The organism is Pseudomonas sp. HMWF021, from assembly GCF_003061005.1.
In the GTDB taxonomy this organism is placed as follows: domain Bacteria; phylum Pseudomonadota; class Gammaproteobacteria; order Pseudomonadales; family Pseudomonadaceae; genus Aquipseudomonas.
Genome location: NZ_QAIK01000055.1, coordinates 5555 through 16900 on the forward strand (window position 1 = coordinate 5555; position 11346 = coordinate 16900).

The window sequence follows — 11346 nt, forward strand, 5'->3', positions numbered from 1 at the left end:
GGCGAGGACAGCCAATGGCAGCGGATCAATGTGGTTTATGCCTGTGACCCGCGCGCACGGCAGTTTTTTCGCAGCACTCGCGAGGATCGACCTCAAGCGTTCTGAAAACGACGTGGGCGTAGCTTTTTGCCATTATTCCGACGCCAGAGACTTGTGTTGACTGATGCCCGTTGCGAATCTTCGTCAACAGACTTTGGCTGGGGACTACGAGCAATGATTTCGGCCGCGCAAAGACGTTTTGCCAACCTCGGTATGGCGAAGAAACTGGGTATCGGCTTTGTGCTGGTGTTGCTGTTGACTGCGCTTGTGGCGGCGATTGGCGTCTGGTCTCTGCAAACCGTCAGCCAGCGCTTTGACGGGCTGAAGCAGATGTCGTCGCTCAACAGCGGTTTGCTCAAGGTGCGTTTGCTCGAGCAGGATTACGCTTTGCACGGCAACCCGAAAGGCGCCGAGGCGCTGCGCGAAGGGGTCGATGGTTTGAATGCGCTGGCTGACCAGCTCAAGGCGCAGTCGCCGGCCAACGTCCCGGTGATGAATGATGTACAGCAGTCGCTGGCTGCCTACCGCAAGGCGTTCGATGAGTTCGTCTCCCTGACCCAGGCCAAGGATCTGGCGCTGGAAATGGCCAGTTGGTCGGTGTCCAGCGTGGCCAATAACCTGGATGTGCTGCAAGCCGGGCTGGCCGATGATGGCGCTTATACCCTGAAGGACACCGAAGGCAAGGACGGCGCGCAGTTCATCGAGCAGGCCGGTCAGGTCAGTCAGGTGTCGCGGTTGATGTTGCAGGCGATGAACGAGGCGCGGATTCGCCTCGACCAGAGTCGCAAGGGCGATGCCGACAGTGCAGGCAAGGGCAATATCGAGCAGGCTGCCCAGGCCCAGGCTCAGGCCGAGCAGTTGAAAACCACGGTCAAGGATGAGGGCTACCTGACCGTCCTCAATGAAGTCTCCGGGCACATCGCCGGTTTCAACGACAAACTGGCCGAGTACACCGGGCTGCTGGCCCAGGAAAAAACCGTCTATGAACAGTTGCACCAGCGTGCGGCGCAAGTCATGGAACGCGTCGATCAGGCGTATGTCGCCGAGGACGGCGCGATGCAGGCGGAACTGAAGAAAAACTCGGTATTGATCATTGGCTCTTCGGCGCTGGCGTTGCTGGTCGGCCTGATTGCCGCGTGGGTCATTACCCGGTTGATCGTCGCGCCGCTGCGCAGTGTGATGCGGGTTGCGCAGCAGATCGCCGCCGGAGATCTGAGTGCGCGGGTCGAAGTCACCCGCCGTGATGAAATCGGCCAGTTGATGCTGGCGATGCAGCAGATGGGCACCGGGCTGAGTACGATCGTCAGCGGTTTGCAGGCGGGAATTGAACAGCTGGCGAGTTCTGCGCAATCGCTGTCGACAGTGACTGAGCAGACCAATCTGGAGGTCAGCAGCCAGAAGGAAGAAACCGAGCAGGTGGCCACGGCCATGAACCAGATGACTGCCACTGTGCATGACGTGGCACGCAATGCCGAGGAGGCCGCGTTGGCCGCGCAGACCGCAGATGGCAAGGTCGAGAGCGGTCAGCAGGTGGTACGCCAGAGCATGGCTCGCATCGAGCAACTGGCGGATTCGGCGACCTCGGCCAGTTCCAGTATCGAAAGCCTCAGTGCCGAAATTCAGAATATCGGTACGGTACTTGAGGTGATCAAGAGCGTGGCCGAGCAGACCAATCTGTTGGCGCTCAACGCGGCGATCGAGGCGGCACGGGCCGGGGAGCAGGGCAGGGGCTTTGCGGTGGTGGCTGATGAGGTTCGCGCGTTGGCCCGGCGTACGCAGCAATCGACCGAGGAAATCGAGCGACTGGTCAGTGCCTTGAGGGCGGCGGCGCAGGCGTCGGTGCAGCAGATTCAGAGCAGTGGCGAGTTGGTGAAACTGGCTGTCAGCGATGCGTTGCAGACCGAGAGTGCACTGGGGAGTATTGCGGCGGCGGTGTCGTTGATTCAGCAGATGAATCAGCAGATTGCGGCGGCGGCCGAGGAGCAGAGCTCGGTGGCGGAGGAGATCAATCGCAGTGTGACCAGTATTCGCGCGAGTGCGGATCAGTCTTCTCTGGCGATGCGCGGGAATGCGGTTTCGAGTGTTGAGCTGGCGCGGTTGGGGGGGGAGCTCAAGGGGATGGTTGGGCACTTTCGGCTTTGACTTGGCGGCCTCTGGGCCGACCAGGTTCTTGGGTTTTGGGTGAATATCCGTTGCTGCGGTAACGGCTTCTTATGGTTCCGCTCTTACAGCGGCTCACTTTTCCAGACGCCGAAAAGTAAGCAAAAGGCTTGGCCCCGGCGTTCGGCCCTCGCTTAGGCTCGGGTTCCTTCGCTCCGGGATTCATCCGGGGGCATCGCCTCCGGTTTGCTTCGCTGCACCTCCTCTCGATGTGTTTGGCTGCGCCAAACGGTCGCTGCGCTCCCACCCCCGGATAAACCCCTCCACTCAGCCTGCCGAAGGGGCCGGCACGGCAAGATCAAGAGCTGCAGCCGAGCTTGCGCTCATCCTGTGTAGGAGCTGCCGAAGGCTCGGGCCGCGTTCGGACGATCTTTTGATCTTGATCTTGTGGGAGCTGGCCTGCGAGCGAAGGCGGCCTACGAGCCGACCACTCTCCAACAGACCACCCCCAATCTCCTGTAGGAGCTGCCGAAGGCTGCGATCTTTTGATCCTGATCTTGAAGGGGCTGGCCTGCTCGCGATGGCGGCCTTCGAGCCGACCAAACTCCAGTTGACTGCACCCAATCCCCTGTGGGAGCTGGCTTGCCAGCGAAAGCGGCCTACGAGCCGACCACTCTCCAACAGACCACCCCCAATCTCCTGTAGGAGCTGCCGAAGGCTGCGATCTTTTGATCCTGATCTTGAAGGGGCTGGCCTGCTCGCGATGGCGGCCTTCGAGCCGACCAAACTCCAGTTGACTGCACCCAATCCCTTTGTGGGAGCTGGCCTGCCAGCAATAGCGGCCTACGAGCCGACCAATCTCCAACAGACCACCCCAATCTCCTGTAGGAGCTGCCGAAGGCTGCGATCTTTTGATCCTGATCTTGAAGGGGCTGGCCTGCTGGCGATGGCGGCCTACGAGCCGACCAAACTCCAGTTGACTGCACCCAATCCCCTGTGGGAGCTGGCTTGCCAGCGATAGCGGCCTGACAGCCAACCATTCTCTAACTGAATATTCTCAATGGCAGCCAGCCCGCCCCCTATAAAAAAGCCACCTCTCGGTGGCTTTTCTTCAACTCTCGACCATCAGTCGTAGATCACTTTTTTCTTCCAGTCCGCATCGGCTTCAACTTCCTTGAGGCCTTCGGTCAACTGGTTCACTTCGCCTTCAACCGGAGCAATCTTGTCCATGACCTGGGCGTTGGCGCGGGCCAGCAGTTTTTCCAGATATTGCAGTTGTTCCGAGTACATCTGCGGATCCTGCTGCTTGCGCAGGTATTGCACGCCGCGTTCGAAGGCGAGGCGGGCCTGGCCTGGCTGGTTTTGTTGCAGCGATTGTTGGCCGAGGTTGTTGAAGAACTCGATGTGCAGCAGCACCAGAATGTGGCGCACTTCCTTGATCCAGTGCTTGGCTTCGTTCGGTGCCAGGAAGCCGTCGTGGGCGGCGCGGGTGATCTGGCCGTGCAGGGCTTCGAGCAGGAAACGGACGTCCTTGGCTTTGGCTTCGGTCAGGATCGGTGCCGGCGGGTTGTTGACCGGGATCGATTCGCCCTGGGCGACCAGTGCGCTCAGTTCACTGATCCGGGCTTTCATCGTGGCGCTGGTTTTTTCCAGGTTCAGCAGGCGCTGACAGACGTTCAGTTCCAGACGAGTCAGCAACAGCTTGAGTGCCGGGGTCATGAACTGGCCGGGGAAGGTTTCGGTCAGTTCGCCGCAGCGACGCAGGCGGTCGTTGAGTTCGACTTTGGTGCGGGCCTTCTCCAGTTTGTTGTTTTCCACCACATGGTTCATGTAGCCAATGGCGATCAGAATTGCGATCCCGGCTACGACTAGCAGGGTGATCATGAGTGGTGTCACCGGTAAGACCTCTTTATAGGGTTCGCATGCGAGTGTAGTGGCTGGGCATTCAGGCGCCCAGCGTCGCTCGACGAGTTGGTACAGCAGCTTTTGTCTGTATCGGCTGCACACTGCTTATATGAATACTGGCGCAGGATGCGCAGATTGCCATCATTGTGTTGCGGACTATAACGTCTTGGCGAGTGGCGGAATATAGGCGTCAATCATCGGGCGACGGAAAAGCCCCGATGCTCCCGTAAAGCAGGTCGAAGTCATTGATTTAAATAAATTTATATTCGGGGGTTGACGACCTCTCAAACCATCCATAGAATGCGCGCCACTTGCAGCGTAAAGCACACAGCGAAACGCGGCAGGGAGTGAATGTTGTAGTGTGTCCCCTTCGTCTAGTGGCCTAGGACACCGCCCTTTCACGGCGGTAACAGGGGTTCGAGTCCCCTAGGGGACGCCAATGCGGGAATAGCTCAGTTGGTAGAGCACGACCTTGCCAAGGTCGGGGTCGCGAGTTCGAGTCTCGTTTCCCGCTCCAATTTTAAACGGCACTGCTTTCGGGCAGGGCTGAGTGAAACCAGAACCAAGTCTTCGGATGCGGATCTGGACACCGAAACACACACCATGTGTTCCGGGTAGCGTGTCCCCTTCGTCTAGTGGCCTAGGACACCGCCCTTTCACGGCGGTAACAGGGGTTCGAGTCCCCTAGGGGACGCCATTTGCGGGAATAGCTCAGTTGGTAGAGCACGACCTTGCCAAGGTCGGGGTCGCGAGTTCGAGTCTCGTTTCCCGCTCCAAATTCAAAAGCGCCGCTCAGTGATGAGCGGCGTTTTGTTTCCAGACAGTGCTGCTTTCGGGCAGGGCTGAGTGAAACCAGAACCAAGTCTTCGGATACGGATCTGGACACCGAAACACACACCATGTGTTCCGGGTAGCGTGTCCCCTTCGTCTAGTGGCCTAGGACACCGCCCTTTCACGGCGGTAACAGGGGTTCGAGTCCCCTAGGGGACGCCATTGCGGGAATAGCTCAGTTGGTAGAGCACGACCTTGCCAAGGTCGGGGTCGCGAGTTCGAGTCTCGTTTCCCGCTCCAATTTCACAAAAACGCCGATCAGTGATGATCGGCGTTTTTGTTTGTGCTTGATTTGTCGGGCAACAAAAAAGGACCTTCGGGTCCTTTTTTGTTTTTACGTCAGGCCCGCTGGTTCAGCGGGCCCATACCTCTTCAGAGCTTCGGCAACTGCCCGACACGCCCCATCATTTCCGTGACGATCTGTAGATCCAGCAGGAATTGCCCCACCGTTTTGAACTCGCCGTCAGTGTGGCCAGTGTAGGTGACCTCGGGTCTGGCCAGGCCGAATTGCACGCCATTGGGCAGTTCGTGCACCGAAGTCGCGCCGGCGGAAGTGCCGAATTCGTGCTTCATGCCCAGGTTTTCAGAGGCTACCGCCAACAACGCTTTCACCCATTCGCCTTCCGGGTTGCGGTACATCGGTTCGGCGACCGAGTAGGTGAAGTCCACGGCAACGTGGGTTTTCTTGCTCCAGGCCGCGAGCTTGTCGGCAATTTCCTTCTTCAGCACTTCTGGCGATTTGCCCTTCGGCACGCGCAGGTTGACTGCCAGTTTGAAGGCCTTGTCGTCCACACCGACGTAGGTCAGGGAGGTGGTCAGCGGACCCATGAAGGAATCGGAGAAGCCCACACCGAGTTTTTTGCCCAGATAATCCAGGCCCCAGTTGTTGGACGCATAGCGTGCAGCGTCGGTGATCTGGTTGTGCTTGAGCGCAACTTTGCCATCGAGGCTATTGATGAAGTCGAGCATCCGCGCAACCGGGTTAACGCCGGACTCGGGTTCGGAGGAGTGCGCGGACACACCGGTGATGGTCAGCTTGACGTCTTTGCCGTCAACCTTGGCAGCGACCTTGAAGTTGCCACCGTGTTTTTTCGCGTATTCGTTGCCGGCTTTCTGCAGGCTGGCGGCCAGCGGTTCAGGCTTGTCGGTGACGAGCGTAGCCACTGAAACCGATGGAATCTGGTTGGTCGCCAGGCCACCGGTCATCGAGATGATTTCCGCGCCGCTGCCTTCGGCCTTGCGCAGCGGGAAGTTGGCCATGACCGTGCCGTAGCCTTTTTCGGCAATGACCACCGGGTAACCACCATCCAGCGCCAGGTTATAGTTCGGCGTCGGGTTGTGTTCGAAATAATACGGGATGGAGTCGCCGGTGGTTTCTTCGGTGGTATCCACCAGCAGTTTGAAATTGCGTGCCAGCGGCAGTTTTTCTTCCTTGATCACTTTCATCGCGTACAGCGCAACGACGATGCCGTTCTTGTCGTCCTCGGTACCGCGGCCATACATGCGGTCGCCGATCAGAGTGACCTTGAACGGATCGAGTTTGGTCCCGTCCTTCAACACCCAGTTCTCGGGGGTGACCGGCACCACGTCGGCATGGGCGTGAATGCCCACGACTTCGTCGCCGCTGCCATCGAGGGAGATTTCATAGACGCGGTTGTCGACGTTGCGGAATTTCAGGTCGAACGATTCGGCGAGGCTCTTGATCTTCTCGGCGATCTTGATGAACTCGGGATTATCGTACTGGGCTACGCCTTCTTTCTGGAAAGTCGGGATTTCCACCAGTTCGCGCAGGGTCTCAAGTGCGGCTGTGCCGTACTTCACGCGAGTGTAGATGCCCAGCAGGCGATTGATTTCGTTCTGCTGTTCGGTAGTCAGGGTCTTGTTGGCGAGGAAACCGTCGATCGCCGGGGCGAGATTGGCGGTTTTACTCTTCTCATCCTTGGCTACGGCACCGAGAAACTGACGAAAGTCGCTGACCGTTGTATCGCTGAAGTTCTTCAGGATCTCAGCACTTTGCTCAGGTGTGATGTTGGCCTGAGCAGGCAAGGTGAACGACGAGAGGCTGGCCAAAACCAGGCTGGCAGCGGCCAGACGCTTGAGGGAAAAATCCATTGTGATGGCATTCCTTTGCAGGCAGTTGAGTGGGAAGTGTTTGAAAGATGAAGCAAATCTTTCCCAAACTAACACCGCGAAGGTGTGAAAGGGGAGTCCTGAAGTGGGATCCGTCGCACAGTTACGCAAAAGCGGCGCACAAACGAAAAAGGCCCGAAGGGTGTTCAACCGATCGGGCCTTTGCTTTGAGCGTGGCTTTTACATCGACAAGACCAGACGCCCGGCGAACAGAATCAGGATTACGCCCATGCTGCGTTCGAACCAGTGGCCCATGCGCATGAACAGCAAGCGCACTTTATTGCTGGAGAAAAACAGGGCGACGATGACGAACCACAACGCGTTGACGAAACACATCCATACCCCGTAAAGCGCCTGGATTTGCAGCGGCGTGGTGGCGCTGATGATCGTGGTGAAGATCGCCAGGAAAAACAGCGTGGCCTTCGGGTTGGTGGCGTTGGTCAGAAACCCGGTGCTGAATGCCTTGAACAGCGACTGCTCGACCAATGGCTCATCCGGGTTCTTATCGCCCTCAAGCGTGGTTTTCGGTTTGCTGCGAATCAGGCTGATACCGAGGTAAAAGATGTACGCGCCACCGATCACCTTGGCCACGGTCAGCAACCACGGCGTAGTGTGCATGAGCGCGCCGACCCCGAGCACGGTGTAGATAACGTGCACCGAAATACCGGCGCCGATGCCCAGTGCCGTGCAGATCCCTACCAGTCGGCCAAAGCGTACGCTCTGGCGAATGGTCACGGCGAAGTCAGGGCCGGGAGCGACCACGGCCAGAAAGTGAATGGTGGCCAGCGCCAGAAACTCGCCCAGGTAGTTCGTTAACATCTCAGCTCCAGAAGGTCAGGGGTGAAGCATTGCCGCGATAGCCGACAAAGAACGAAAGGCTCAGTCGCGGATCCGCCACGCCCGGGGTCACCGAGTGCATGCAGCGCGAATTGAACATGATGAAATCGCCCGGTTCCGGCCGTACTTCCAGGGCCGGTGGACCCAGCAGCGCCGGGTCGATGCCGTAACTGTCGCCACGCATCTCGTCAAACTGATCGGCAGTGATGTCGTCGTCCCACATCTGCAATGCACCGCCCTCGGTCGGCATGTTCAGGTACACGTTGCAGGCGAACTGCGCTTCCAGGCTGCGGGCCTGAAAACTGTCCGGGGCGTCCTTGGCGAAAATGTCGTGATGGGCCAGGAAGCACACGCCGGGTTTGACCACCCGCGACAGGCCGACGTACATCTTGCGGCCATAGAGGTTTTCCAGATGGGCGCCGGCTGGCCAGGACTCATCGAGCATGCAGCGCAGAGTGTCGACCGGCGAAGAGTAGGGCGCACAGCGCTCGCGCAGTTCGGCGATGTTGCGGGTGGCGCGTTCGAAGTAGTCCTCGATCAGCAGCGGCTGGTTTTCCGCCTCGTAGAACGCCATGCCGATACGGCCGATGCTCGGCGCGTTGATGTAGCCCTCGAATCCCGGAGCAAGAATCTTGTCGCCAATCTGGATCGCCAGCGGTTCAGGCAGAAAGCCTTTGACGCGAATGGCGAGGACTTCTTCGTTGGCCAGTTTTTTTATGCACGTCTCATCGAGACGCTCGACGTCTAGCATCATTGTTTTTAGGTCCATCTAGCGATAGTCAACGGAACCTGCGAGTGCGGTTCCCCCGGCGTCGAACGCTGCGCGGGGCAGCGTCCGCAATGCTTAATCCACGCTGTAGTGAACGGACAGCGTGCCTTTCTTCTGCGAAAGGGAGGCGATCGTGACTGTGCCCAAATCCTTCAGGCTGCGTACGTGGGTGCCGCCGCAGCCATAGGCCGGCAGCTCGCCAAAACCGATTTCCCGTGCGCCTTCACGCAGAGAGGTCAGGCGTGGCAGATCGTGTTCGATCCACTGATTGATACCGTATTGAACGGTTGTCGCGTCGACATCCTGGGCGGTATCGCCCGGCTTGAATTGCACCCGGCCCTCGTCCGGCCAGTGGTGCGCCTTGATCGGCGTCCAGCCCAGGGCCTGTACGAAGTGCCCGATGAGGTGCCCGGCCGAATGCATGCGGGTGTTGTAGCGGCGACGTTGTTCATCGACGTGGATGCAGGTCATGCCTGGTTTTACCGGACGATCGACGTAATGAACGATCCGATCCGGTTCCTGCACCACGCGCAGCACCTGGCTTTCGCCAATTGTGCCGGTGTCGCACGGCTGACCGCCGCCCTGCGGATGAAACAGGGTGGCGCGCAGCACCACAGCAAATTCGTTCTCGTGGGGCGTGCAGTCGAGGACTTCCACATTAGCCTTGAGGTCATCACTATGGAAAAAGAGGCGAAGCGTCATATTCCATGCCCTTATTAAAGTTTCTTTTTTTATTATATGAATCGTGCAATAACGTGATAATCCGTTCAAACATCAAAGGACTTGTGCGCTGTGAGCATCAATCTCCCACTGCCACTGCTCGGTGAAATGGCGATCTTCGTCAAGGTCGTCGAGACCGGCAGTTTCTCCGAGGCAGCTCGCCAATTGGGTTCCTCGCCGTCGGCTATCAGTCGCAGCATTTCCCGCCTGGAAAAAGCCCTGGCTACGCGTTTGCTGCAGCGCACCACGCGCAAACTGCGCCTGAGTGACGGGGGCGAGGAAGTGTTCAAGCGCTGTCAGGAGATGGTCAGCGCCGCCAAGTCGGTGATGGAGATCAGCGGCCAGTTCACCCACGAAGCGGAAGGGCGGGTGCGGGTCAGCGTGCCAAAAGCCGTCGGGCGCTTCGTGATTCACCCGCACATGCCCGAGTTTCTGCGGCGCTATCCGAAGGTGGATGTCGAGTTGCTGTTGGAAGACCGCCAGGTTGATCTGATCGACGATCATGTCGATCTGGCGATTCGTATCACCGACCGCCCGCCAGCCGGACTGGTCGGACGACAGTTGCTGACCATCGACCATCTGCTCTGCGCCACCCCGCAATACCTGGCCGAACACGGCACCCCGACGCATCCTCACGACCTGCTCGAACACAGCTGCATCTACCTGGGGGAAACCCCGAGCGATGCACGCTGGAAATTCAAGAAGGGCAGTAAAGCGGTGACTGTCGGAGTGCGTGGCCGCTATGCCGCCAACCATACCGGTGTGCGACTGGGGGCGGTGTTGCAGCACATTGGTATCGGCAGTCTGCCGTACTTCACCGCGCGTTATGCGTTGGAGCAGAAGTTGATTGTGCAGGTGTTGCCGGAATGGACATTCCTGGCTTCTTACCACGGTGGATTGTGGTTGCTGCACTCACCGACGCGCTACCTGCCGCCGAAGTTGCGGGTATTCATCGATTATCTGGTGGAGTGTCTGGAGAAAGAGCCGACGTTGAGCAAGCCGGGGAAGGCGGGGGCGCCGAACAATCTGGCGCTGGCGTATGAATTGCCGGAGAGTGAGGGGTTGCTTTAAAGCAAAAGATCGCAGCCTGCGGCAGCTCCTACATTGAACGTGCGTACACGAGATCTGTGTAGGAGCTGCCGAAGGCTGCGATCTTTTGATCTTCAAACCATTGAATCAGTGCTTGCTGTCCTGAGCAGACATCGCCAGCAGCTGTTTTTCCTGATTCCAGTCGAACGGTTCGTCGTTCTGTTCGGCTTCGTAACGACGTTCTTCCAGCGCCTGATACAGGTCGATTTCTTCATCGGACAGGTAGTGCAGGCAGTCGCCGGCGAAGAACCACAGCAGATCCCGCGGGATCAGATGGGCAATTTGCGGATAGCGGGTAATCACCTGGGTCAGGATGTCCTGGCCCAGATACTGGCTCTCGATCGGATCGATCGGCAGGGACGCCAGCAGTTCATCGAAGCGCTCCAGGAACAAGGCATGGCTTTCTTCGGGAACCTGTTCGGCCTCACCTACGGCGACCAGGATACTGCGCAGGTGGTCGAGTAAAACAAGATGATCGGCAACGACGTTGGACACGAGATAAGTCCTCAAGAGCAAAACGGGCGCGGGAGTATAAAGCTCTCGCGCCCTTTTTTCACAAATAAACCGCTACACGGATCAGCGGACTTTCCCCTCTGCCTGTTTCAGCTCTTCCTTGTCGAAATCATCAACGTCGATCACTTTGCGGCGTGCCGCTTCAGCATCACGCAGGGTTTGCGCTTCCACCGCCTGCAACACGCCGGCCTCCAGCGCGGCATCGATGGCGTGTTCGCCCGCCGCCGGTTTGACCTGACCGCTTTTCAGCGAAGTGTGCAGTTTTTTGTGCAGCGGTTGTGCAGCACCCAGCAGATCGCTGGCGTGTTGCAGGGCACCCACGGCATCGTCGGCAGACTGCGGGCGATAGCAGCCGGCGAGCAGCTCTTCGAGAGTCGGATCGCCTTTGGCACGGCCAATAACCGCAGCCACTT

At 58.6% G+C, this 11346-nt stretch carries 9 protein-coding genes, 6 tRNA genes and 2 pseudogenes; 10 read left to right on the forward strand and 7 right to left on the reverse strand.

The window, feature by feature from the left end; translation table 11 throughout:
- The 3 genes and pseudogenes from DBR18_RS28905 to DBR18_RS30240 all read left to right on the forward strand — a co-directional run.
- A partial coding sequence (locus DBR18_RS28905; RefSeq protein WP_256588613.1) for a hypothetical protein occupies nt 1-105 on the forward strand: 105 nt, incomplete at its 5' end.
- 147 nt (nt 106-252) lie between these two features.
- Nucleotides 253-1320: pseudogene (locus tag DBR18_RS30235) on the forward strand (HAMP domain-containing protein); the annotation flags it as partial.
- A 267-nt stretch (nt 1321-1587) separates the two neighbouring features.
- A pseudogene (locus tag DBR18_RS30240) lies at nt 1588-2181 on the forward strand (methyl-accepting chemotaxis protein); the annotation flags it as partial.
- Nucleotides 2182-3264: 1083 nt separating this feature from the next.
- Here the strand turns inward: DBR18_RS30240 and DBR18_RS07280 are convergent.
- A complete protein-coding gene (locus DBR18_RS07280; protein ID WP_177482351.1) occupies nt 3265-4023 on the reverse strand; it encodes a hypothetical protein in 759 nt (252 codons plus the stop codon).
- Nucleotides 4024-4407: 384 nt separating this feature from the next.
- Between DBR18_RS07280 and DBR18_RS07285 the strand changes: the two genes are divergently transcribed.
- The 6 genes from DBR18_RS07285 (at nt 4408) to DBR18_RS07310 (ending at nt 5115) form a co-directional block, all read left to right on the forward strand.
- Nucleotides 4408-4483 (forward strand) — tRNA-Glu (locus DBR18_RS07285).
- A gap of 2 nt (nt 4484-4485) precedes the next feature.
- A tRNA-Gly gene (locus DBR18_RS07290) sits at nt 4486-4561 on the forward strand.
- Nucleotides 4562-4665: 104 nt separating this feature from the next.
- Nucleotides 4666-4741, forward strand: a tRNA-Glu gene (locus tag DBR18_RS07295).
- A gap of 3 nt (nt 4742-4744) precedes the next feature.
- Nucleotides 4745-4820: transfer RNA gene (locus DBR18_RS07300), tRNA-Gly, on the forward strand.
- A gap of 141 nt (nt 4821-4961) precedes the next feature.
- A tRNA-Glu gene (locus DBR18_RS07305) sits at nt 4962-5037 on the forward strand.
- Nucleotides 5038-5039: 2 nt separating this feature from the next.
- Nucleotides 5040-5115: transfer RNA gene (locus DBR18_RS07310), tRNA-Gly, on the forward strand.
- 132 nt (nt 5116-5247) lie between these two features.
- On the opposite strand, the gene DBR18_RS07315 is transcribed toward DBR18_RS07310, so the two are convergent.
- The 4 genes from DBR18_RS07315 to DBR18_RS07330 all read right to left on the reverse strand — a co-directional run bounded on the left by DBR18_RS07315 (nt 5248) and on the right by DBR18_RS07330 (nt 9313).
- A complete protein-coding gene (locus tag DBR18_RS07315) occupies nt 5248-6987 on the reverse strand; it encodes a dipeptidase (RefSeq protein ID WP_108589848.1) in 1740 nt (579 codons plus the stop codon).
- A 198-nt stretch (nt 6988-7185) separates the two neighbouring features.
- The gene (locus tag DBR18_RS07320; protein ID WP_108589849.1) at nt 7186-7824 is read right to left on the reverse strand and encodes a LysE family translocator; all 639 of its coding nucleotides are present in this window, start codon (nt 7822-7824) and stop codon (nt 7186-7188) included.
- A 1-nt stretch (nt 7825) separates the two neighbouring features.
- On the reverse strand, nt 7826-8596 hold the full coding sequence (locus DBR18_RS07325; RefSeq protein WP_108589850.1) for a 2OG-Fe(II) oxygenase: 771 nt from the start codon (nt 8594-8596) through the stop codon (nt 7826-7828).
- Nucleotides 8597-8686: 90 nt separating this feature from the next.
- The gene (locus DBR18_RS07330) at nt 8687-9313 is read right to left on the reverse strand and encodes a hypothetical protein (RefSeq protein WP_108589851.1); all 627 of its coding nucleotides are present in this window, start codon (nt 9311-9313) and stop codon (nt 8687-8689) included.
- Nucleotides 9314-9403: 90 nt separating this feature from the next.
- On the opposite strand from DBR18_RS07330, the gene DBR18_RS07335 reads away from it, so the two are divergent.
- Nucleotides 9404-10402: a LysR family transcriptional regulator gene (locus DBR18_RS07335; protein ID WP_108589852.1), complete on the forward strand. Its 999-nt coding sequence runs from the start codon at nt 9404-9406 to the stop codon at nt 10400-10402.
- A gap of 105 nt (nt 10403-10507) precedes the next feature.
- Here the strand turns inward: DBR18_RS07335 and DBR18_RS07340 are convergent, their stop codons facing one another.
- Together DBR18_RS07340 and DBR18_RS28370 are read right to left on the reverse strand one after the other, a co-directional pair.
- Nucleotides 10508-10915, reverse strand: a complete 408-nt coding sequence (locus DBR18_RS07340; RefSeq protein ID WP_007967565.1) for a PA2817 family protein — start codon at nt 10913-10915, stop codon at nt 10508-10510.
- An 81-nt stretch (nt 10916-10996) separates the two neighbouring features.
- Nucleotides 10997-11346, reverse strand: a 350-nt coding sequence (locus DBR18_RS28370; RefSeq protein ID WP_177482352.1) for an acyl-CoA dehydrogenase domain-containing protein, incomplete at its 5' end; no start/stop codon positions are given.